This window comes from Mycobacterium sp. NPDC051804 (assembly GCF_044452905.1).
GTDB lineage: Bacteria > Actinomycetota > Actinomycetes > Mycobacteriales > Mycobacteriaceae > Mycobacterium.
Genome location: NZ_JBITCD010000002.1, coordinates 150,588 through 172,549, shown reverse-complemented (window position 1 = coordinate 172,549; position 21,962 = coordinate 150,588). Strand labels below are relative to the sequence as shown.

The window sequence follows — 21,962 nt, the reverse complement described above, 5'->3', positions numbered from 1 at the left end:
TTACTTGCAGTTCGTAGAATTTGCGGTTAGCCGGGTAAATTCTATTTGCTGTGACCTGGCGGCGATTCTGGTCCGGCGGGGAGGAGGAGCCGCGACACACCACCTTCACCGAGGTGCACGGTATGTGTTGACACCATGAGCTCGCGCCCGCTGACCAACGGCTCGCTGGTACCGAGATTGCGGACGAACCGCGGGTGCGAACCCCCCGCGATGAGCACCCGGATTCGCGATCCGGCACGGAACCGGTGCGCGGTCGCATCCAGCTCGATCCGAACGGTGCCTGGCTCGCCCGAACGCGTTGCGCTGCGGCGGTATCCGTCGCTCACGTTGCGGGAGACGCCCTTGGCGTCGACTTCGCTGACCCGGACGAACACATCGTGATACGGGTTGTCACAGGAATGCGTCAGCTCGATGACCGGCGTACCGACGACGTACAGATCGGCGGCAGCCGATCGCCGGTGAAACACAGCACATCTGGTCGTTCGGCGAGTTTCGCGTCCTTGCGGTAGCCGCCCCCGGGTGCGAGCATTCGGCCGCCCACAGTGGGCGTCGGATCAACCGGGTTGTAGGTGAATCGCGTCGGGGGCGCGGTGTCGGGCGGCACCGCTTCGCCCAGGCGGCCCGTGGGTTGTAGGTAGAGCACCCGTTCTGGCATCGCGGGCGGCCACTCCGGCAACTCGGTCCAGCCCTTACCGTTCACCTCGATGCGAACGGGCGCGCGCGCCGTTCCCTTGCCGCCGAGGTGTGCGTCGAACCAGCCCAGCGACTCGCGAACCACCGTCGCTGCGCCCTTGTACATGACCTGGGTGTGCGTCCATGAGCCGACGGTCATGGCGACGTCGACCCCGCGCCGCTTCAGCGCGTCGTACTGGGCGAGCGTCTGCTCCAGAAACAGGTCCTGCCAGCCGCCGATCAGCAGCACCGGAATATCAGTGCGCTGCAACGCATCCCAGGCGCTCCGCTCAGCCCAGAATGGGTCGTCGGCTTCGGGGTGGTCGAGCCATTCCTCCCACCACGTCGCACCCTTGCCGAGCAGCGTCCGGCCCGCCTCTCCCGTGGGCAGACCGCTTGTCGCCCGGCTCAGCGCACGCCTGGCGCGAACCTGGCGGATCGCCGAGCGCAGTCTCGGGCCCTCCTGGTGGACGATCAGGTCGCTCCAGCCGAGAAAGTCGTTCAGGCCGAATGATCCGGCGCCCCAGCGGGGGCCGCTGGGGTCGTGCACACCCACGGTGATGACGGCAGCTTTCATCTCCGGCGGCGGGTCGGCGAGCAGGCACCACTGGGTGAAGCCCAGATACGACAGGCCGATGGTGGCGAACGAACCGGTGAACCATGGCTGGCGCCGCAGCCATACGACGGTGTCGGCGCCGTCGGCCTTCTCGTTGACCATCGGGTCGAACTCGCCCCCGGAGCCGAATGTGCCTCGCACGCTTTGGAGCACAACGTGGTAGCCGCGGGCGGCGTACACGCCGGCGAAAATCGTGGAGAACGGGAAGCCCCGGCCGTATGGGCAGCGCACCAACAGTGTGCCGATCGGGTTGAGGGCCGGCTCGTAGTGGTCGGCGAGCAGTTCGACACCGTCGCGCATCGGCACCCGCACGCGGTGCACCGTGTACTCGGTCGTCCGCGGCGGAAGGTGGAGCAGTCGGGTCAGGGTCCGGTCACGCAATGTCCCTAATTTGGTTTGAGTGGCGGTGGCATCGTCGGAGACCGCGGTCATCTCAGGCAGGCTACCGGGGTGGTGCATCGTCATTTTCGATTGCCTTGACGACCATGGCCATCAACCATCCGATCGCACGCGTCGCACCGGTCCCGTCGATGCCCCACACCCCGACCAGCCGCTCATAGCTGGGCACGTTCCACAGCACGTCGAGCAGGCCCGCCACCATCTGTTGTTCACCGGCTGACCATCCGGGTGCGGCCGCCGACACCGCACGCATGAGCGCTTCGCGCCTGCGGACGTCGACGCCGACGAACGTCGGATCCTCGGGTGTCTCCACCGATTTGCGTACAGAGAACCGTTGCAGCGACGCGAATACTTTGGCCGTCACGTCGTCGATGTTGGTCAGGTCGACGTCCTCGTACGAGATGCCCGCGTCGGACTCCAGGCGTTGCATGACCGCGTCGTGCAGATGTCGTTCGGTGGGGAAGTGCCGGTAGACCGTCCGTTCGCCCACGCCCGCGCGCTCGGCCACCGCCTTGAACGTCAGGTCCCGCCAGTTCCAGGAGTCAAAGGAGCGCACCAGGTCGCTGCCCGCCGCGACGATGCGCTCCCGCGTCTGGGCCGCCTTCTGCTGACGCATCCGGTTGTCATAGGTGCGCCGCGCTATTGACGAGTCGCTCATAATAGTGACAGTGTACTGTCACCAAAGTCTTGGGAGGTGCACCGTGGCATCGTGCGACGAGTTGACCGCCGCGGCGGTCGAACGCACCGGGCTTGACGATTTCGGCGACGACTCCTTCCGCGAGGGCCTGGAAATTCTGGTGCGTGCCCTCGCCAATGAGGCACGGCTGAACGCCCGCGGTGAAGCGTTCATCCACGATCGCATCGGACTGCACCTGTGCCAGCGATTGCAGGTCGAGGACTGGTACCGACGTCATCCCGAGATCGACGACGAGCCGATCGTCGCGCCCTTGTTCGGGCTCGGTCTGCCGCGCACCGGGTCGACGGCGCTGTCGTTCCTGCTGGCCCGCGATCCGCACGTTCGTTATCTACGCAGTTGGGAGTCGACGCGGCCGTGTCCGCCGCCGTCGACGGTGGAAGGTGACGACCCGAGAATCCCGCCGGAAGCGCGTCCAGTCGTCGTCGGCACCAGGCACCACGTGCCCAACGACATCGCGGGGCCGATGGAATGCCTCGATCTGATGGCGCTCGACTTCAAATCGCAGATGTTCCAGGCGTTCGCGCAGATTCCGTCATACTCCGACTGGCTGCTGGACCGGGCCGACTTCACCTCGACCTACCGCTACGAGCGCCGCGTCCTGAAGCTGCTCCAGTGGGGTCAGCCGCGGCGGCCCTGGCGGTTGAAATCGCCGGCGCACGTGATCTCCCTGGACTACCTCGACCGGGTGTTTCCCGACGCCCGCTTCGTGATGACGCACCGCGACCCGACCGACGTGATGCTCTCTGTGGCCGACGTTTACGCCGACATCGTGTCCGGGTTCAGCGACGACGTCGATCGCCGGTATCTGGGCGACCTCAACGTCAAACAATGGTCGACGGGCATGGACCGCGCATTGGCGTTCCGCATGGGTGGTGCCGATGATCGCTTCTACGACATCGACTTTCGCGCGATGCAGGATGACCCGATCGGTGAGGTGCGCCGGCTGTACGCCTGGCTCGACGCGCCCATCACCCCCGAGTTCGAGGACGGTATGCGCGCCTGGTGGGCCGAGAACGCCGAGAATCGTGAACCGCATCCGAAGGCCGACCCACAGGCATTCGGTATGGACTTCAACGCAATTCGGCCGCTGTTCGCCACCTATGTGGACACCTACCTGGGGAGTATTCATGGCAGTTGATCTGACCGGTGGCATCGACCCGCAGCGCGAATACATGTTCGCCGAGCGACCGGACAACCCGGAGATGCGGGACTCGGTGAGTTTCTGGGTCGTCGACGATCGCGGCGTCGTGGGATTGCCGCGCATCGGTGTCGAAGCGGTCGCGGCGAACTGGGAGGCGCACGGCGTCCAGGTGAACGTCGCATTCGCCGACGGGCGGGTGTACCGACTGCGCGACGAGGGCAAGAGCCTGCCGTCCATCGGGCCGGACGGTAAACCGTCGGTGCTGGGCGCCGGTCCGCTCACGTTCACGTGCGTCAAGCCGTTCGACGTCTGGACGATGACGTTCGACGGACAGGCCGACGCGACGTCGTCGACGAGCCTGATCGCGGGCCGCAAGGACGGGCCGTCGGTGGACCTGCGGTTCCAGGTTGAGGCGACGATGGTCGTACCGCCATGGGTACAAGGCGCTCTGCAGGCCGATGCGGATACACAGCTGAAGACCTCGATCGTGGGCGATCTGATGGGCGGACCCCGCTACGAGCAGCTGTTCCGCGCGACCGGCTCGGTACATGTGGCAGGCGAGCAACACGCGTTCACGGGAACTGGTCTACGAATCCGTCGCCAGGGCGTACGCCGCCTGGAGGGCTTCTGGGGCCACTGCTGGCAGTCGGCGCTGTTTCCCGGCGGACGAGCGTTCGGCTACATCGCCTACCCACCGCGGCCCGACGGAGAGCCCGCGTTCAACGAGGGCTACCTGTTTGACGGAGACGGCGAGCTGATCCCGGCGCGCGCGGTCGCGGCGCCGTGGCTGACACGGCTGCAGGCAGGAGGGGAGGACGTCTCGGTCGTGCTCGAAACCGAGCGCGGCACCGTCCGCATCGAGGGCGAGACGGTGGTGTCGACACATGACATCACCGATCCCAGCGAGGTGCCCGCAGAAATGCTCGAGAAGATGGCGAACTGGACGTTTCCGGGGCTGCAGCAGGCAGGCGTGCGTTACCGGTGGGACGGTGAAGAAACCATCGGGATGCTCGAGCGCTCGAGCCCGATGGACAAGATCACTCGTTAGAGGGGCCCTGGAAAATGTAGTGCGGGATCAACTCGTGGGCGCGCTGCAGATTGGTCTGCATGCAGTCCGGCGGCGGGTTGGAGTAAATCGTCGAGAAGAAGATCGTCTGCTGGATCAGGCCATAATCGGTGTCCAAGCCAATGGCGCAGGTGACCCACCAGCGGTTGTTCCAGTCGGTCGGCTTCATGACCCACCACTGCGCGGCACGGTGTCCGTCGATGTCGAGCTGGATGGCGTCCGCGGGGAGGGCCTCTTCGTACGTCTTCCACACGAACGCCTCAACGGTCATCTGATAGTTGCCCGCGTCGTACTTGCACCGCATCCCCTCCTCGGGGATCGGTGGCGTGAAGGCGAGACCGAGGGATCCCATCACGTCGAGGGGGAGGTCGCGGCACGGGTTGAACGGATCCGGATCGGTGATATCGATGACCGGGTATTTGATGCTCGTTGTGACGTTCGTCATCGGAATGTCCGTCGCACGCACCTGCAAGGGTTCGTCGGGATTGGACTGGCCTATCACGATCACCGCTGCGACGAGCGCACACAGCACTGCGAGAATGCGCAGCTTGGCGATCATTACACCCCCTGCTGTCGTGGCGGCGGGGCCGCCGGCCTCTAGTCCGATCCTGCCCGGGGAGTGTAGCGGCCTCGGGTCAGGGCCCGAAGCGGAAACGAGAACCTGTTCTAGTCGGGGTGCGAGAGTGTTCGCCGCCCGCACGTAGGCTGGTGGGCTGTGACACGCGACGGCAGGCAGCCCACTCTCTGGGCGATCAGCGACCTCCACACCGGTCACACGGGCAACAAGCCCATCACCGAGTCGCTCTACCCCTCCACTCCCGACGACTGGCTGATCGTGGCGGGCGATGTCGGCGAACGGACCGACGAGATCCACTGGGCACTGGATCTGCTGCGGAAACGCTTCGCCAAGGTGATCTGGGTGCCCGGCAATCACGAGCTGTGGACCACCAACCGCGATCCGATGCAGATCTTCGGCAAGGCTCGTTACGACTACCTCGTCGACGTCTGCGACCAGATGGGCGTCATCACTCCGGAGCACCCGTTTCCCGTGTGGACCGAGGAGGGCGGCCCGGCGACCATCGTGCCGATGTTCCTGCTGTACGACTACACGTTCCTGCCGCAGGGAGCGGCGACCAAGGCTGAGGGTCTGGCCATCGCCCGCGAGCGCAACATCGTGGGCACCGACGAGTACCTGCTGTCTGCCGAGCCGTACTCCACCCGGGACGCCTGGTGCCGTGACCGGGTCGCCCTGACCCGCAAGCGGCTCGAGGACCTCGATTGGATGACGCCCAACGTGCTGGTGAATCACTTCCCGTTGGTCCGCGAACCTTGCGATGCGATGTTCTATCCGGAGTTTTCGCTGTGGTGTGGCACCACAGCGACCGCCGACTGGCACACCCGATACAACGCATTGTGTTCGGTGTACGGCCACCTGCACATCCCGCGCACCACCTGGTACGACGGGGTTCGCCACGAAGAGGTGTCAGTCGGATATCCGCGGGAGTGGCGGCGCCGCAAGCCATATCGATGGCTGCGGCAGATTCTGCCTGACCCGAAATATGCGCCCGGGTATCTCAACGAATTCGGTGGGCACTTCGAAATCACCGACGAGATGCGCGAGCACGCCCAGAAGATGCAGCAGCGCATCAAGGCCAGGCAATCATGACTGTGATGGCGACACTGCTCTCCGTCGTGCTGCCCGACAGGGGACAGGGGCTGGCCGCCGCCGAGATGTACACCGACCCGCCGGAACTCGCGCCGCTACCCGAGGAAGAGACGCTCATCGCGAAGTCGGTGGCCAAGCGGCGCAACGAGTTCATCACCGTGCGGTACTGCGCGCGCGAGGCGCTTGGCGAGCTCGGAATCGCGCCGGTGCCGATCCTCAAGGGGGAGAAGGGCGAACCGCGCTGGCCCGACGGCATCGTCGGCAGCCTCACCCATTGCGAGGGCTACCGTGGCGCCGCCGTGGCCCGGCGCGACGCGATCAGGTCCGTCGGTATCGACGCCGAGCCGCACGACGTGCTCCCCAAGGGCGTGCTCGACGCGATCAGCCTCCCGGGTGAGCGCAGCGAATTACAAGCACTGCCGACCGGACTGCACTGGGATCGAATCCTGTTCTGCGCCAAGGAGGCTACCTACAAGGCGTGGTTCCCGGTGACGCACCGCTGGCTCGGATTCGAGGACGCACACATCACCTTCGACGTCGACGGCACCCGTACTGCGGGCGAGTTCCAATCGCGGATACTCATCGACCCGTCCGCGCCGTCGGGTCCACCGCTGCAGACGCTTTCGGGCCGGTGGTCGGTGCGCGACGGTCTGGCGCTGACGGCGATCGTCTTATGAGCGACGCTGGCCTTGTCGTCGTGGACAAGCCGGCGGGAATGACCAGCCACGACGTTGTCGGCCGCTGCAGGAGGATCTTCGGCACCCGGAAGGTCGGTCATGCAGGCACCCTCGACCCCATGGCAACCGGCGTATTGGTCATCGGCATCGAGCGGGCTACCAAGATCCTCGGCATGCTGACACTGACCGACAAGTCGTACGCCGCGACGATTCGGTTGGGTCAGACGACGTCGACCGAAGATGCCGAAGGTGAAGTGCTGCAGACGGTTTCAGCGGACGGAGTCACCGAGGCGCAGATTGAGGCCGCCGTAGCCGCGCTGCGCGGCGAGATCGATCAGATTCCGTCGGCCGTGAGCGCCATCAAGGTGGACGGCCAGCGGGCTTACAAGCTCGCGCGCGAGGGGCAAACCGTCGAACTCAAAGCGCGCAGCGTTCGCATCGAGCGGTTCGACGTGCTGTCCGTCCGGCGGGAGGGTGAATTCGTCGACGTGGATGTCGATGTGGACTGTTCCAGTGGTACCTACATTCGCGCGCTGGCCCGTGACGTCGGCGCCGCGCTCGCCGTCGGCGGACACCTCACCGCGCTGCGCCGGACCCGGGTCGGCCCGTTCGGACTGGATCAGGCCGCCGGTTTGGAGGAACTCGCCGAGCGGCCGCGCCTGTCGTACACGCTCGATGAGGCGTGTCTACAGACGTTCCCGCGCCGCGACCTGTCGGCCGGCGAGGCCGAGGACACCCGCCACGGGCGCGCGCTCGAGCGCGCGGACATCGAGGGTGTTTACGCCGCCACGGCTCCCGACGGCCACGTCCTCGCGCTGCTGCACGACGAGGGCATGCGCACGAAATCTGTTGTCGTGCTGCGTCCTGCCACGTTGTGAGTAGTTTCGCGCCACTGCGAACGGTCCGCGGCGCATACTGGTTTTCGCTTCTCGGATAGGGGCCCGCATGACGAATCCGTACAAACTGCTGCAGCTCGCCCTTGCCGTATTCGGGGTCGTCGCACTGCTGCTCTACCCGCTGTCGGTCGTTTGGCCGTCGGGATGGGCATGGCATGCCGGGGCTCCGTATGAGTCCCAGTACTTCATGATGATCGTCGGCATTTACCTCACCATCGGGGTCTTTCTGCTCAATGCCGCGCGCAAGCCCGAAGCGAACCTGAGCTTCATCTGGTTCTTCGTGTGGTCTTCATTGGTGCACGCCGTGATCATGGCGGTGCAGTCATTCGGGCACGGCCATCACATGGGGCATCTGTGGGGCGATGTGCCCGCATTGCTTCTGGCGGCCGTGGTTCTGGCAGTGCTCGTCCGTGCCGCGGGTCTCAAGGAGCGAGTCGCGGCAGGCTGACACTCACGGTCAAGTCGTACACCTCGGAAGGCGCGACCGACGCGGCCGCGGACGCAGTTCAGTTGTTCGGCGGAAATGGGTACGTATCCGAGTAGCGTGTCGAGCAGCTTGCCCGTGCTGCCAAGGGGTTGTTGTCTGGATGACGCGTTCGGTACCAGCGATCGGCCGTTCTGCCTCGAGGCGCGCCTCAGGGGCCGGATTCTCAGCCCTGCTCGGATTCGCGGTGGCGAACCCCTCGCTGCTGGTGCGGCTGCGGCCGAGCCTCGACGCGGCGATCGCCCGGATGAGTCCGGTCGTGCCGGGCACCGAGATCGTGCCCGCCCGCCTGCCGCTTGGCGGCGAATGGGTTCGCGGTCCCGGCGTCGGGGTTCCGGTTCGCGGCGAGGGTCCGGTGATTCTGGTCCTGCACGGCAGCGGATACGTCGCCTGCTCGGCGCGAACTCATCGCGGGTTTGCGTCCCACCTGTCGACGCACTCGGGCATCCTCGCGCTCACGGTCAACTATCGGCTCGCGCCCGAGAGTCCTTTTCCGGCAGCCGAAGACGACTCCTTTGCGGCCTACCGATGGCTGCTCGACCGTGGATACGATCCGGCCAAGGTCGTGATCGCGGGCGACTCCGCGGGCGGGCACCTCGCGGTGGCGGTCGCGTTGCGCGCCAAGCGAGAAGGTGTTCCCGGCCCTGCGGCGCTTTCGCTGTTCGGCCCGCTGATCGACCCCGCATTTCGCGCCTCCAGCGCCGATCCGCGCAGCCGTAAGCAACCCCTGCATCCCAAACTCGCGGCGCGTGCACTGGCCATCTATGTCGGCGGCCACGACGTCGACGACCCTCGCCTGTGTCTCCTGAACGCGGATCTCTCCGAGCTACCGCCTATCGACCTGCACTACGGCTCAAGGGAACTGATGCGCGCTGACGCAGAGGCGTTCGCCGCCAAGGTGATCGCTGCCGGCGGGCATTGCGATACTCGGATGTGGCCGGGACTGATGCACGGGTACTGGCTGCGGCCGCTCGACGAACGCCGAGGACTGACAAGTCTGATGACGGCCGGACAGTTCCTCGGGGCGGCCGTCGCGTGACCGACTAGCCGACCACCCAGATAGCTTCTGCCGCAGGGTTTCCCAACTCCACGGTCGTCCCCTTCTCGTGCTCGTCCGCGTCGGCAGACTTAACGGCGACTGAAATCATGCCCGCGAAGTCACGGCGGGCCAGCACCAGAAGCCGCGAGTCCAGGCTGATACCGACGCTGTCGAAATACCGCAGCATCTCCGGGTCGGAATCCGAGATCCGCGCGACGGTCCCGGTATCGCCGTCTCGGCAGACCGACAGCTGGCGGGCGTCCGGGGTCGGGACCCGACCATCTGACGCAGGGATGGGGTCACCGTGCGGGTCGCGTGTCGGATGGCCGAGCTTGGCGTCGATACGCTCGAGCATCCGCTCGGACACCGCGTGCTCGAGCACCTCGGCTTCGTCGTGCACCTCGTCCCAGCTGTAGCCGAGTTCGCGGACGAGGAAGGTCTCCATGAGCCGGTGCCTGCGAACCATCGCGAGCGCGGCAGCGCGGCCGGCTTCGGTCAGCGTGACGGCGCCGTACTTCTCGTGATCGACGAGACCCTGGTCGGAAAGTTTGCGCACCGACTCCGAGGCCGTGCTGGCGGATACGCCGAGCCGTTCGGCCAGCATCTTGGTGCTGACCTTCTCGTGCGACCACTCCTGAGCAGTCCAGATCACCTTCAGGTAATCCTGGGCGACCATCGTCAAGTCGCGCGGATCACCGTTCACGCTTACGAAGTTTAGGCAATCGTCACCTGATCTGGCGATCTAGCGAGGCCGTAGGGACGCGTGCGCCGTAGGCTGGCGCTGTGCAGCGCTGGCGGGGACAGGAAGAGATCCCGACGGACTGGGGCCGATGTGTCGTCACCATCGGCGTGTTCGACGGTGTTCATCGAGGCCATCAGGAGCTGATCAACCACGCCGTGAAGGCGGGTCGATCCCGTGGCGTGCCGACGGTCCTGATGACCTTCGATCCGCATCCGATGGAGGTCGTCTTCCCGGGCAGCCATCCCGCCCAGCTCACGACACTGACTAGACGCGCCGAGTTGGTCGAGGACATGGGCATCGATGTCTTCCTGGTCATGCCATTCACCTCGGATTTCATGAAGCTCACGCCCGAGCGCTACGTCCACGAACTGCTCGTCGAGCGCCTGCACGTCGTCGAGGTGGTGGTCGGAGAGAACTTCACCTTCGGGAAGAAAGCGGCCGGCAACGTCAACCTGCTTCGCAAGGCAGGCGATCGGTTCGGTTTCGCGGTCGAGGGCATGTCTTTGGTATCCGAGGCCGCCACCAACCGCGACGAGACTGTCACGTTCTCGTCGACTTACATCCGGTCCTGCGTCGACGCCGGTGACGTTGTCGCCGCCACCGAGGCGCTCGGGCGCCCGCACCGCGTCGAGGGCGTCGTCGTGCGCGGCGACGGACGCGGCAAGGTCCTGGGCTTTCCGACGGCCAACGTCGCACCGCCGATGTACTCGGCCATTCCGGCCGACGGCGTCTACGCAGCGTGGTTCACCGTGCTCGGCCACGGCCCCATCGCGGGAGCCGTTGTCCCAGGTGAGCGCTATCAGGCAGCCGTCTCGGTCGGCACCAACCCGACGTTCTCCGGGCGCACCCGCACCGTGGAGGCGTTCGTGCTCGATACGTCGGCCGATCTGTACGGCCAGCACGTTGCGGTGGATTTCGTCGCGCGCATTCGGGGGCAGGAGAAATTCGCCAAGGTCGAGGAGCTGGTCACCGCGATGGGCGCCGACACCGAGCGCGCGCGGACCATCCTGGCGGCGCAATAGCCTGCGATTTCGCGGCTCGACCGCTGCCGAATTCGCGGCTCGCCGCGGGTGCGCTGTAGACTCCTCGCCGACCGAGCGTGTGCTGCAGTTCGCGGTGGCTGCGCTTATTTCGGGGCTCAGCGCCCCATGTTCGCGGACTGAAAAGATGGAGTTGTTTCGTGGCGCTCACTGCCGAACAGAAAAAGACCATTCTTGGCGAATACGGCCTGCACGGCACCGATACCGGTTCGCCGGAGGCCCAGGTCGCGCTGCTGACCAAGCGCATCGCCGATCTGACCGAGCACCTGAAGATGCACAAGCACGATCACCACTCCCGACGTGGTCTGCTGCTGCTGGTCGGCCGCAGGCGCCGGCTGCTCAAGTACATCGCGCAGGTCGACGTCGCGCGCTACCGCTCGTTGATCGAGCGCCTCGGGCTGCGTCGCTGACGCGACGCAGGTGCAGAACCTGCCCGCGATCGCCATAGCGGCGATCGTTGTATTGGGGGGTTTGACGGGGTGTTCGTCCTCGTCCGCCGCGAATCTCGCGGTGGGGGACTGTCTGAAGACGGGTGGTACCCCGGAGCGGCCGGAAGTCACCAGGGTCGAATGCGGTAGTCCAGACTCCAATTTCAAGGTCGCCGCCACCGTCGAGAACAGCGACCAATGCCCGGCGGACGTCGACACGTATTACTCGATGCGCAGCACGTTCTCCGATACCAGCACCACGATCTGCATGGATATCGACTGGGTCGTCGGAGACTGCATGAGCATCGATCCGACCAACGACAAGGATCCGCTGCGGGTGGGCTGCGACGACTCCTCGGTGCCCAACCGGCAGCGTGCCACTGAGATCCTGGGGGACGTCGCCAACGTCGACCAGTGCGCCAGCGGCGTCGGGTACGCCTACGACGAGCGCAACTTCACCGTTTGTGTGGAGGATGTGGCTTGAGAGGTGCGCGAGACCCCAGTGGATTTCGGGCCGTACCTGCTGCAATGTAGGATGGCTGAGTTCGACAGCCGGTTTCGGCTCGAATGTTTGGGTGCGGTGATCGCAGTTCCGCGAGCGCCGTTCCCGCGTGTCATATCGGACTGTGCTGAATCAACGACATGCCCGATCGCACGGTCTTCGGTAGTGGCTGCCGGGTCCGATACCCGACAGCTTCGATCGATGGCCGTGGCCTAGTCGAGGCCGATGATTCACACCCTGTGACAACGCGAAAACAGTTGAACAGTGAAGACTGTGAACAAGAGAGGCCATACGGACACCCATGTCTGTAGTTGAACTTGAAGACGGCGTGTACGAATCCACCGCCGTCATCGACAACGGGAGCTTCGGCACCCGCACCATCCGTTTCGAGACCGGCCGGCTTGCCAAGCAGGCTGCCGGCTCTGTCGTCGCGTACCTCGACGACGAGACCATGCTGCTGTCGGCCACCACCGCCAGCAAGCAGCCCAAAGACCACTTCGACTTCTTCCCCTTGACCATCGACGTCGAGGAGCGGATGTACGCCGCGGGTCGCATCCCCGGTTCGTTCTTCCGCCGCGAAGGCCGGCCGTCGACGGACGCGATCCTGACCTGCCGCCTCATCGACCGGCCGCTGCGCCCCACGTTCGTCTCGGGTCTGCGCAACGAAATCCAGGTCGTCGTCACCGTGATGAGCCTGGATCCCAAGGATCTGTACGACGTGCTGGCGATCAACGCCGCATCGGCGTCGACCCAGATTTCCGGCCTGCCGTTCGCCGGCCCGGTCGGTGGCGTGCGCGTCGCGCTGATCCCCAGTCCGACTGCCGGCACCGCCGGCGGTGGCCAGTGGGTCGCGTTCCCGACCATCGAGCAGCTCGAGGGAGCCGTGTTCGACATGGTCGTCGCGGGCCGCAAGGTCGGCCAGGGGGATTCGGCCGACGTCGCGATCATGATGGTCGAGGCAGAAGCGACTGACAAAGTCATCGAGCTCGTCGCCGGTGGCGCGGGCGCCCCCACCGAGTCCGTCGTCGCCGAGGGTCTCGAGGCAGCCAAGCCGTTCATCGCCGCGCTGTGCACCGCACAGGAGGCGCTCGCCGAGAAGGCCGCCAAGCCGACGGCCGACTATCCGGTGTTCCCCGACTACCAGGACGACGTGTTCTTCGCGGTGTCCTCGGTCGCCACCGACGAGCTGTCCAAGGCGCTGACCATCGCGGGCAAGGAAGAGCGCGACGATCGCACCAACGAGATCAAGGGCGAGGTGCTCGATCGGTTGGGTGAGCAGTACGCCGGCCGTGAGAAGGAGATCGGCGCAGCATTCCGATCGCTCACCAAGAAGCTTGTGCGCCAGCGCATCCTGACCGACCACTTCCGCATCGACGGCCGCGGGATCACCGATATCCGCGCGCTGTCGGCCGAGGTGGCTGTGATCCCGCGGGCGCACGGCAGTGCCTTGTTCGAACGCGGCGAGACCCAGATCATGGGTGTCACCACGCTGGACATGGTCAAGATGGCGCAGCAGATCGACTCGCTGGGACCCGAGACCAGCAAGCGGTACATGCACCACTACAACTTCCCGCCGTATTCGACCGGTGAGACCGGCCGCGTCGGTTCGCCCAAGCGGCGCGAGATCGGCCACGGTGCGCTGGCAGAACGGGCCCTGATGCCCGTGCTGCCGAGCGTCGAGGAGTTCCCGTACGCCATCCGCCAGGTGTCTGAGGCGCTGGGCTCCAATGGCTCGACGTCGATGGGTTCTGTGTGTGCGTCGACCCTGTCCCTGCTGAACGCCGGTGTCCCGCTGAAGGCGCCGGTCGCCGGTATCGCGATGGGTCTGGTGTCCGATGACGTCGAGGTGGACGGTGGCGGAACCGAACGCCGCTTCGTCACCCTCACCGACATCCTCGGCGCCGAGGATGCCTTCGGCGACATGGACTTCAAGTGCGCAGGCACCAAGGACTTCGTCACCGCGCTGCAGCTCGACACCAAACTCGACGGCATCCCGTCGCAGGTGCTGGCAGGAGCGCTGGCACAGGCCAAGGACGCGCGCCTGACGATTCTCGAGGTGATGGCCGAGGCCATTGACACGCCTGACGAGATGAGCCCGTACGCACCGCGGATCACCACGATCAAGGTGCCGGTTGACAAGATCGGTGAGGTCATCGGGCCCAAGGGCAAGATGATCAACTCGATCACCGAGGAGACCGGCGCGTCGATCTCGATCGAGGACGACGGCACCGTGTTCGTCGGCGCATCCAATGGTGAGGCGGCGCAGGCTGCTATCGACAAGATCAACGCGATCGCCAATCCGCAGCTGCCCAAGATCGGTGAACGGTTCCTCGGAACCGTCGTCAAGACAACCGATTTCGGTGCGTTCGTGTCGCTGCTGCCGGGTCGGGACGGCTTGGTGCACATCTCCAAGCTGGGCCGTGGCAAGCGGATCGCCAAGGTCGAGGACGTGGTGAAGGTCGGCGACAAGCTGCGCGTCGAGATCGCGGATATCGACAACCGCGGCAAGATCTCGCTGGTCCTCGTCGCAGAGGATGACGCAGCGGAGGCCCCCTCGGAGTCTGCACCAGCAGATGCCGCAGCGGCCTCGAGCTAGGGCGTTGCGTCGCGGCACACGCGGCGCTGAATCATCTGCGGCGGTGCGGCGCACCGTATTACCCGGTGGCCTGCGAGTGGTCACCGAGTACGTCCCGTCGGTGCATTCGGCATCGGTCGGGGTGTGGGTCGACGTCGGCTCTCGTGACGAGGGACCGACGGTGGCCGGTGCGGCGCACTTCCTGGAACACCTGCTGTTCAAGTCGACGCCGACGCGCTCCGCGGTCGACATCGCGCAGGCGGTTGACGCCGTCGGCGGTGAGCTGAACGCGTTCACCGCCCGTGAGCACACGTGCTACTACGCGCACGTCCTCGACACCGATCTCGAATTGGCTGTCGACCTGGTGGCCGACGTCGTGCTGCGGGGGCGTTGTGCCGCAGACGATGTCGAGATCGAGCGTGACGTCGTGCTCGAAGAGATCGCAATGCGTGACGACGACCCTGAGGACACCCTCGGTGATGTGTTCCTGGCGGCGATGTTCGGCGCGCATCCCGTCGGGCGGCCGGTGATCGGCAGCGCACAGTCGATTGCGTCCATGACCCGGGCACAACTGCATTCGTTCCATATGCGGCGCTACACGCCGGAGCGGATGGTCGTTGCCGTCGCGGGCAATGTGGATCACGACGAAGTGGTGTCGTTGGTGCGCGAGCACTTCGGGCCTCGGCTGGTGCGTGGCCGCAAGCCGGTGGCTCCGCGCAAGGGCACCGGCCGCGTCACAGGCCGGCCGACGCTGGAGATCGTCAACAAGGACGCCGAGCAGACCCATCTTTCGCTGGGCGTCCGGACACCGGGTCGGCACTGGGAGCATCGGTGGGCGCTGTCCGTGCTCAACACAGCCCTGGGTGGCGGACTGAGTTCCCGTTTGTTCCAACAGATTCGGGAAACGCGCGGGCTGGCATACTCGGTCTACTCGACGGTGGATACTTTCGCCGACAGTGGCGCGCTGTCGATCTACGCCGCGTGTCTCCCAGAGCGTTTTCCGGAGGTGGTCCGGGTGACCGCCGATGTGTTGCAGACGGTGGCCCGCGACGGTATCACCGAGACTGAATACCGGATCGCGAAAGGCTCACTTCGCGGCGGACTGGTGCTCGGCCTGGAGGATTCGGGTTCCCGGATGCACAGGATCGGCCGCAGCGAGCTGAACTACGGCGCGCATCGCACCATCGCCGACACCCTCTCCAGGATCGAAGCCGTGACGCTCGACGAGGTGAACTCCGTTGCGCGCAAACTGCTGACCCGACAGTACGGTGGCGCTGTTCTCGGACCGCAAACTTCGAAAAGAATGTTGCCGCAGCCGCTTCGGGCGATCACGCGCTGACCGCCTACGCTGGGGGCGATGACTCAACTATCCCGACGGCACGTACTGCTCGGCGGCTTGACGCTCGCCGCAGTGGCCGCATCCGCTCAGCACCCCGCGATGGCGCAGCCGCCGTCGTCCATCGAAGCTTCCATCCAGGAATTGGAGCAGAGGCACAACGCCTCCATCGGCCTCTACGCGACAAACCTGGTGTCCGACAAGACCGTTGCCCATCGCGCGCAGGATCCCTTCGCGATGTGCTCGACGTTCAAGGCGTACGCCTCGGCGCGGGTCTTACAGATGGCCCAGCACGGCGAGCTGTCGCTCGACGATCCGATGTTCGTCGATCCGGCTCAGATCCTGCCGAATTCGCCCGTCACCGGACCGCGTGCCGGCGGGGACATGACGCTGGCCGAGCTCTGCCAGGCTGCGCTGCAGCAGAGCGACAACGCCGCGGCCAACCTGCTGCTGACCAGGATCGGCGGCCCGCAGGCGATCACCGCGTTCGCGCGCAGTATCGGCGACCGGCAGACGCGGCTGGACCGCTGGGAGATCGAGCTGAACTCGGCGATCCCGGGCGATCTCCGCGACACCAGCACGCCCGAGGCGCTGGGTGGGGGATTCCGGGCGTTGCTCGACGGAGATGTCCTCGCACCGGTGCAGCGACGGTTGCTCGAGGACTGGATGCGCGCCAACCAGACGTCGAGCATGCGGGCGGGGCTGCCGCCGGGCTGGACCAGCGCCGACAAGACCGGCAGCGGGGATTACGGCACCACGAACGACGTGGGAATCGCGTACGGGCCCGACGGACAACGCGTGCTGCTCGCGATCTTGACGCGATCACAGGCAAATGATCCGAAGGCGGAGAATCTGCGGCCGCTCATCGGGGAGATTACGACAGTTGTGATGCCGTCGCTGCTTGCGTGACGAGTCTGCCAACCAGACACACCCGATCCCCCTGTAAGTCGGGTGTGCCCGGTCAGACGTCCCCCGGTCGTGCGACGAGCATCTGCCGCCGTACTCAACGGTATGGCAGACGCCGGTGTGAGGAATCGGGTGAATCCCTACCGATCCCCTAGGAATGACCCTATGTCGCAGCAAACTGCGCCTTTGGCACACTGTGACTGTGGATCCGACCGCACTGTGTCCATGCGGGTCGGCCCAGCCGTTCGGCCGCTGTTGTCTGCCATTGCACCTGGGCGACCGTCAGGCCGAGACGGCCGAACAATTGATGCGGTCGCGCTATAGCGCATATGCCGTTCAGAACCTCGATTACGTCTGGCAGACATGGCATCCGAGAACACGGCCCTCGGAGCTGACGCCTGAGACCGGTTTGACGTGGACCGGACTGGAGATCGTCGACACCGTCGCCGGCCGCCCCGGCGACGACTCGGGTGAGGTCGAATTCCGCGCGCACTACCGACACAACCGACGCTCAGGTCAATCTGCTCCTGTTGTCGCGGGGGGAACCCTGCATGAGCGGTCCCGCTTCGCCGTGAGAGCCCGTCGGTGGTTGTACGTGGACGGGGAGTTGTTCTGAACGATCTAGGCCAGCAGTGCTGCCGGATCAGTGAAAGGCAGATCGAGGTCCGTCGCGACCTGCTCGGAGAGCAGCGACCCTTCGTGTGTCGACAGGCCCTTGGCGAGAGCGGAATCGGCCTGGCATGCAGACTTCCACCCTCGGTCGGCGAGCTTGAGCACATACGGCATCGTGGCGTTGGTCAGCGCGTAGGTCGACGTACGCGGCACGGCGCCCGGCATGTTGGCCACGCAGTAAAAGACGGTGTCATGGACCGCGAAGGTCGGGTCGTCGTGCGTGGTGGGCCGCGAATCCTCGAAGCAACCACCCTGATCGATCGCGATGTCGACGAGCACCGCACCGGGCTTCATATGTGCGACAGTCGAATTCGTGACGAGTTTCGGGGCCTTGGCGCCCGGGACCAGGACCGCACCGATCACGAGATCCGCGTCTTTGACCGCGTCTTCGAGGTCGAGGCGCGACGAGTAGCGGGTCTCGATGCTGCCGCCGTACTCGGCGTCGATCTTGCGAAGGGTGTTGATGTTCAGGTCGAAGACGGTGACGCGGGCGCCCATGCCCTTGGCGACGGCGGCGGCGTTGTCGCCGGCCATTCCGCCGCCGATCACCACGACGTCGGCAGGCGCTACGCCGGGGACACCACCCATGAGGACGCCGCGCCCGCCGTGGGTGCGCATCAGGTGATACGCGCCGACCTGGGCAGCCAGTCGTCCCGCGACCTCGCTCATCGGAGCGAGCAACGGCAGAGACCCGTCCGCCAACTGGACGGTTTCATAGGCGATGGACGTGGTGCCCGAGGACAACAACGCGTCGGTGCACGGCTTGGAAGCGGCCAGGTGCAGGTAGGTGAACAGCGTCTGCCCCTCGCGCAAGCGCGAGTACTCGGCCTCGATCGGCTCCTTCACCTTGAGCAGTAGGTCAGCCTCTTCCCAGACCTCGTCGACGCTGGTGATCATTTGGGCGCCCGCCCGTTTGAAGTCGGCGTCGGAGATCGCGGAGCCCTCGCCCGCGCCGGCATGGATGAGGACCTCATGGCCCCGATGGACCAGCTCGGCGACACCTGCCGGGGTGATGGCAACGCGGAATTCGTTGTTCTTGATCTCGGTCGGGACACCGACGCGCATGATCGCTCCTATAGTCGATTTACTGCTTAAGTGTGAAGAACATTCGATGTAATGGCAATATCTCCGCCTATTATTCGATAGAATCCGCTAATGAGTGAAGAAACATCGGTGCGGACTGCGCGCCTACCGCGTTCGCCGAAGGATGTTCGGGCTGTCGAGCTCGACGACGTCGACCGGCGGATCCTTCTCACGCTGCACGGCGATGCCCGCATCTCCAACAGTGCCTTGGCCGACGCCGTCGGCATCGCCCCGTCGACGTGTCACGCGCGTTTGCGACGGTTGCAGGACCTCGGGGTCATCCGGGGCTTCTACACCGACATCGATCCGGCTGCCATCGGTCTGACTCTGCAGGCGATGATCTCGGTGAGCCTGCAGTCCAATGCCCGCGGCAAGATCCACAGCTTCATCCACCAGATCAGGCTCAAGCCCCAGGTGATGGACGTCTACTTTCTCGCCGGCGCGGAAGATTTCATCTTGCACGTCGCCGCGCGCGACACCGACGACCTGCGCTCGTTCGTGGTGGAGAACCTCAACGCCGACGCCGACGTGGCAGGCACGCAGACATCGCTCATCTTCGAGCACTTGCGCGGCGCCTCCCCGCTGTAAGTGACCAACTAGGGTTGCCCCATGCGAGTGGCGGTGCTGGGAGCCAAGGGCAAGGTCGGCGAGACGATGGTGACGGCGGTCGTGGACGCCGCGGACCTGACGTTCACCGTGGGGGTCGACGCCGACGATCCGCTGAGTCAATTGGTCGACTCGCGCACCGACGCCGTCATCGATTTCACGCATCCCGACGTCGTGATGGACAACCTGAAATTCGTGATCGACAACGGAATCCACGCGGTCGTCGGCACGACCGGATTCACCGACGATCGGATCAGCCAGGTGCAGGAGTGGCTGGCCGCCAAGCCGGATGTCGCGGTAATCATCGCGCCGAACTTCGCGATCGGCGCCGTGCTGTCGATGCATTTCGCGCAGCAGGCCGCAAAGTTCTTCGAGTCCGTCGAAGTCATCGAACTGCATCACCCGCACAAGGCCGATGCGCCCTCGGGCACGGCCGCCCGCACGGCCCGGCTGATCGCAGAGGCGCGAAAAGGCCTTCCGCCCAACCCCGACGCGACGAGCACCGGGCTCGAGGGGGCGCGCGGTGCCGACGTCGACGGAATCCCGGTGCACTCGGTGCGACTCGCGGGCCTCGTCGCGCACCAGGAGGTGCTGTTCGGCACGCAGGGCGAGACGTTGACGATCCGGCACGACAGCATCGACCGCACGTCGTTCGTGCCCGGGGTGCTGCTCGCAGTCCGCAAGGTGGCCGAGCGTCCAGGCCTCACCGTGGGTATCGAGCCGCTGCTCGACCTCTGATGAGTGAGAAATCGCGGGCTCTTCGCATTCAGCTGCTGATCGGCTTCATGTGCGTCGCGCTCGTCGTCTATTTCTTTTTGCTCGGCCGAATCGCGTTGGCGTTCATCACCTCTGGTGAACCCGCCGCGCTCGGGCTGGGTTTCGCGCTGTTGATCATGCCGTTGATCGGCATCTGGGTTCTGGTGAGCACGCTGCGGGCGGGGTTCACGCATCAGCGGCTGGGCAGGATCGTCAAGGACGAGGGCATGGAACTCGACGTCAGCTCGCTACCGCGGATGGCGTCGGGACGAATCGAGCGCGGGGCTGCCGACGCGCTTTTCGCGACGGTGCGCGACGAACTGGAGCAGGATCCGGACAACTGGCGACGCTGGTATCGGCTGGCGCGCGCCTACGACTACGCGGGTGATCGCAGCCGTGCCCGCGAAGCCATGAAGAAAGCCGTCGAGATGGAGGAGCGTAAGTGAGCAATCCATCGAATAAGACCCTGCTGATCGTCCATCACACTCCGTCGCCGCATACACACGAGATGTTCGAGGCCGTCGTCGCCGGCGCCAGCGACCCCGAGATCGAGGGCGTCGAGGTAGTGCGGCGGCCGGCGCTGACCGTCTCGGCACACGACGTGCTCGAAGCCGACGGCTATCTGCTCGGCAGCCCGGCAAACCTCGGCTACATGAGCGGGGCACTCAAGCACGCGTTCGATGTCGTCTACTATCCGTGCCTGGACGCGACGCGTGGACGTCCCTTCGGTCTGTACCTTCACGGAAACGAGGGGACTGAGGGCGCCGAAAACGGAGTCACTGCCATCACGACGGGTCTGGGCTGGACTAAGGCCGCCGAATACGTTGTCGTCTCGGGCAAGCCGAGCAAGGCCGACCTCGAGGCCTGCTGGGAGCTCGGCGCCACGGTTGCCGCGACGTTGATGGGTACTCCGTAACCGTTTGGTCAGCACGGACGGAGGCAAATTGTGGTGACAGCCGGTTCGACGTCGCGGTTCTTCAACGCCGTCAGCGACATTTTGCGACGCCCGTCGATGCGCGTCGTCACGCGCACGGTCAGCGCTCTGCACGCCTTGGCCTACCGAGCTACCTCCGGAAAAGCCCAGAACCCAAAATATCCGACCATGCTGTTGACCGTCACTGGGCGCAAGACCGGCAGGCCGCGCACCGTTCCGTTGATCTACGTCAAGGATGGCGAACGATTCGTGATAGCCGCCGCCTACTCGGGCAGCGACACCGACCCGGCATGGTGGCTCAACTTGCGGACCAATCCGCGGGCCGAACTGCAGGTGCTGGATTCAACCGTCACCGTCGAGGCTTCCCAGGCGAGTTCGGACGCGAGACCGGAATTATGGTTTCGGCTGGTTCAGATGTACCCGTACTTCAGGGATTACGAAGGACGGACGGATCGGGAGATTCCGGTCGTCATCCTGACTCCGGTCACGTCCTGAAACAATCCGGTTGCCGTCGGGGCGAACTACTATTGCCCCTCGACACGGAGGTAGACGCATGCCAGGAATCGCCGAACTCGCTTTGGGCGCAGCGCCGATCGCCGGTGGTGCCCTGCTGGGCGCCGCGGCCGGCACCTTCAAGGGGCCTGATGTGCGCGGCATGATCGCCAAAGACATGGATCTGCTGGAGCGCATTCCCGATGATGAGCCCGAGTTGAAAGCCCGCCTGAAAGCGAGCATCAACGAGCGCATCGCCGACCTCGTTGCGGGCACAGAGCGGTCGCGCGCGATCCGCGAAGCCGCGGCGTCCTACGGTGGGAACTGGCGCGACATCGTGGTGTTCATCTGCGCGGTCCTGTTCACGATCATCTGGTGGAACGTCAGCCACAGCCGGTCGAACTGGCTGGTGATGTTCATCGCGATGATCATCTTGTCGGTGGTCGCAGCCATCTACGCAGGCCGGGGGATAGCCCGCGCGGTCAGCAGCTATCTACACAGGGACGACGAAAAAGGACAGAAGTAGTGGGTGTCCCG

The 21,962-nt window shown here is 65.4% G+C and carries 24 protein-coding genes and 2 pseudogenes; 21 read left to right on the top strand and 5 right to left on the bottom strand.

Going from position 1 to position 21,962, the window contains the following annotated elements:
* Positions 1 to 41: 41 nt before the first annotated feature.
* Together ACIA48_RS06510 and ACIA48_RS06505 are read right to left on the bottom strand one after the other, a co-directional pair.
* Positions 42 to 1,720: pseudogene (locus ACIA48_RS06510) on the bottom strand (CocE/NonD family hydrolase).
* Positions 1,721 to 1,730: 10 nt separating this feature from the next.
* Positions 1,731 to 2,345: a TetR/AcrR family transcriptional regulator gene (locus tag ACIA48_RS06505; RefSeq protein WP_396728880.1), complete on the bottom strand. Its 615-nt coding sequence runs from the start codon at positions 2,343 to 2,345 to the stop codon at positions 1,731 to 1,733.
* Positions 2,346 to 2,388: 43 nt separating this feature from the next.
* Between ACIA48_RS06505 and ACIA48_RS06500 the strand changes: the two genes are divergently transcribed.
* Together ACIA48_RS06500 and ACIA48_RS06495 are read left to right on the top strand one after the other, a co-directional pair.
* Positions 2,389 to 3,522 carry a sulfotransferase family protein gene (locus ACIA48_RS06500; protein ID WP_396728878.1) on the top strand — a complete coding sequence of 378 codons (1,134 nt, stop codon included), beginning with the start codon at positions 2,389 to 2,391 and terminating at the stop codon, positions 3,520 to 3,522.
* Complete coding sequence (locus ACIA48_RS06495) at positions 3,512 to 4,573, top strand: hypothetical protein (RefSeq protein WP_396728876.1); 1,062 nt, start codon at positions 3,512 to 3,514, stop codon at positions 4,571 to 4,573. Before ACIA48_RS06500 ends, ACIA48_RS06495 begins: the two co-directional genes overlap by 11 nt.
* Here ACIA48_RS06495 and ACIA48_RS06490 read toward each other — a convergent pair.
* Complete coding sequence (locus ACIA48_RS06490; protein WP_396728874.1) at positions 4,563 to 5,150, bottom strand: DUF3558 domain-containing protein; 588 nt, start codon at positions 5,148 to 5,150, stop codon at positions 4,563 to 4,565. The two genes, ACIA48_RS06495 and ACIA48_RS06490, sit on opposite strands and share 11 nt — an antisense overlap.
* 156 nt (positions 5,151 to 5,306) lie before the next feature.
* On the opposite strand from ACIA48_RS06490, the gene ACIA48_RS06485 reads away from it, so the two are divergent.
* The 6 genes and pseudogenes from ACIA48_RS06485 (at position 5,307) to ACIA48_RS06460 (ending at position 9,353) form a co-directional block, all read left to right on the top strand.
* Positions 5,307 to 6,257, top strand: coding sequence for a metallophosphoesterase family protein (locus ACIA48_RS06485; RefSeq protein WP_396728872.1), 951 nt, complete (start codon positions 5,307 to 5,309; stop codon positions 6,255 to 6,257).
* Complete coding sequence (locus ACIA48_RS06480; protein ID WP_396728870.1) at positions 6,254 to 6,934, top strand: 4'-phosphopantetheinyl transferase; 681 nt, start codon at positions 6,254 to 6,256, stop codon at positions 6,932 to 6,934. Before ACIA48_RS06485 ends, ACIA48_RS06480 begins: the two co-directional genes overlap by 4 nt.
* Positions 6,931 to 7,812: a tRNA pseudouridine(55) synthase TruB gene (gene truB, locus ACIA48_RS06475; protein ID WP_396728868.1), complete on the top strand. Its 882-nt coding sequence runs from the start codon at positions 6,931 to 6,933 to the stop codon at positions 7,810 to 7,812. Before ACIA48_RS06480 ends, truB begins: the two co-directional genes overlap by 4 nt.
* Positions 7,813 to 7,879: 67 nt before the next feature.
* A complete protein-coding gene (locus ACIA48_RS06470; protein ID WP_396728866.1) occupies positions 7,880 to 8,278 on the top strand; it encodes a DUF6632 domain-containing protein in 399 nt (132 codons plus the stop codon).
* Positions 8,279 to 8,286: 8 nt separating this feature from the next.
* Positions 8,287 to 8,370, top strand: a pseudogene (locus ACIA48_RS06465) (hypothetical protein); the annotation flags it as partial.
* 47 nt (positions 8,371 to 8,417) lie between these two features.
* Complete coding sequence (locus ACIA48_RS06460) at positions 8,418 to 9,353, top strand: alpha/beta hydrolase (protein WP_396728864.1); 936 nt, start codon at positions 8,418 to 8,420, stop codon at positions 9,351 to 9,353.
* A gap of 4 nt (positions 9,354 to 9,357) precedes the next feature.
* On the opposite strand, the gene mntR is transcribed toward ACIA48_RS06460, so the two are convergent.
* Positions 9,358 to 10,029, bottom strand: a complete 672-nt coding sequence (mntR, locus tag ACIA48_RS06455; RefSeq protein ID WP_396730650.1) for a manganese-binding transcriptional regulator MntR — start codon at positions 10,027 to 10,029, stop codon at positions 9,358 to 9,360.
* A 107-nt stretch (positions 10,030 to 10,136) separates the two neighbouring features.
* On the opposite strand from mntR, the gene ACIA48_RS06450 reads away from it, so the two are divergent.
* The 7 genes from ACIA48_RS06450 (at position 10,137) to ACIA48_RS06420 (ending at position 17,498) form a co-directional block, all read left to right on the top strand.
* The gene (locus ACIA48_RS06450; RefSeq protein WP_396728862.1) at positions 10,137 to 11,117 is read left to right on the top strand and encodes a bifunctional riboflavin kinase/FAD synthetase; all 981 of its coding nucleotides are present in this window, start codon (positions 10,137 to 10,139) and stop codon (positions 11,115 to 11,117) included.
* A 158-nt stretch (positions 11,118 to 11,275) separates the two neighbouring features.
* Entirely contained in the window at positions 11,276 to 11,545 is a 270-nt protein-coding gene (rpsO, locus tag ACIA48_RS06445; RefSeq protein ID WP_396728860.1) for a 30S ribosomal protein S15, read from the top strand.
* 10 nt (positions 11,546 to 11,555) lie between these two features.
* Complete coding sequence (locus ACIA48_RS06440; RefSeq protein WP_396728859.1) at positions 11,556 to 12,047, top strand: hypothetical protein; 492 nt, start codon at positions 11,556 to 11,558, stop codon at positions 12,045 to 12,047.
* Between the two features lie 319 nt (positions 12,048 to 12,366).
* Positions 12,367 to 14,661, top strand: a complete 2,295-nt coding sequence (locus tag ACIA48_RS06435) for a polyribonucleotide nucleotidyltransferase (protein WP_396728857.1) — start codon at positions 12,367 to 12,369, stop codon at positions 14,659 to 14,661.
* Positions 14,639 to 15,979 carry a M16 family metallopeptidase gene (locus tag ACIA48_RS06430; protein ID WP_396728855.1) on the top strand — a complete coding sequence of 447 codons (1,341 nt, stop codon included), beginning with the start codon at positions 14,639 to 14,641 and terminating at the stop codon, positions 15,977 to 15,979. Before ACIA48_RS06435 ends, ACIA48_RS06430 begins: the two co-directional genes overlap by 23 nt.
* A gap of 99 nt (positions 15,980 to 16,078) precedes the next feature.
* Positions 16,079 to 16,885, top strand: a complete 807-nt coding sequence (gene bla, locus ACIA48_RS06425; protein ID WP_396730648.1) for a class A beta-lactamase — start codon at positions 16,079 to 16,081, stop codon at positions 16,883 to 16,885.
* Positions 16,886 to 17,084: 199 nt separating this feature from the next.
* A complete protein-coding gene (locus ACIA48_RS06420; RefSeq protein WP_396728853.1) occupies positions 17,085 to 17,498 on the top strand; it encodes a YchJ family protein in 414 nt (137 codons plus the stop codon).
* Positions 17,499 to 17,503: 5 nt separating this feature from the next.
* Here ACIA48_RS06420 and ald read toward each other — a convergent pair whose 3' ends face one another.
* On the bottom strand, positions 17,504 to 18,619 hold the full coding sequence (gene ald, locus ACIA48_RS06415) for an alanine dehydrogenase (RefSeq protein ID WP_396728851.1): 1,116 nt from the start codon (positions 18,617 to 18,619) through the stop codon (positions 17,504 to 17,506).
* A 90-nt stretch (positions 18,620 to 18,709) separates the two neighbouring features.
* On the opposite strand from ald, the gene ACIA48_RS06410 reads away from it, so the two are divergent.
* The 6 genes from ACIA48_RS06410 to ACIA48_RS06385 all read left to right on the top strand — a co-directional run bounded on the left by ACIA48_RS06410 (position 18,710) and on the right by ACIA48_RS06385 (position 21,951).
* Positions 18,710 to 19,225 carry an Lrp/AsnC family transcriptional regulator gene (locus tag ACIA48_RS06410; protein WP_396728849.1) on the top strand — a complete coding sequence of 172 codons (516 nt, stop codon included), beginning with the start codon at positions 18,710 to 18,712 and terminating at the stop codon, positions 19,223 to 19,225.
* 21 nt (positions 19,226 to 19,246) lie between these two features.
* Positions 19,247 to 19,981, top strand: coding sequence for a 4-hydroxy-tetrahydrodipicolinate reductase (gene dapB / locus ACIA48_RS06405; protein ID WP_396728847.1), 735 nt, complete (start codon positions 19,247 to 19,249; stop codon positions 19,979 to 19,981).
* Positions 19,981 to 20,445, top strand: coding sequence for a hypothetical protein (locus ACIA48_RS06400; RefSeq protein ID WP_396728845.1), 465 nt, complete (start codon positions 19,981 to 19,983; stop codon positions 20,443 to 20,445). The genes dapB and ACIA48_RS06400 overlap by 1 nt, the downstream gene beginning before the upstream one ends.
* Before the next feature lie 62 nt (positions 20,446 to 20,507).
* Positions 20,508 to 20,915, top strand: a complete 408-nt coding sequence (locus ACIA48_RS06395) for a flavodoxin family protein (protein WP_396730646.1) — start codon at positions 20,508 to 20,510, stop codon at positions 20,913 to 20,915.
* A 30-nt stretch (positions 20,916 to 20,945) separates the two neighbouring features.
* Positions 20,946 to 21,428 carry a nitroreductase/quinone reductase family protein gene (locus tag ACIA48_RS06390; RefSeq protein ID WP_396728843.1) on the top strand — a complete coding sequence of 161 codons (483 nt, stop codon included), beginning with the start codon at positions 20,946 to 20,948 and terminating at the stop codon, positions 21,426 to 21,428.
* Between the two features lie 58 nt (positions 21,429 to 21,486).
* The gene (locus ACIA48_RS06385) at positions 21,487 to 21,951 is read left to right on the top strand and encodes a hypothetical protein (protein ID WP_396728841.1); all 465 of its coding nucleotides are present in this window, start codon (positions 21,487 to 21,489) and stop codon (positions 21,949 to 21,951) included.
* Positions 21,952 to 21,962: the final 11 nt, after the last annotated feature.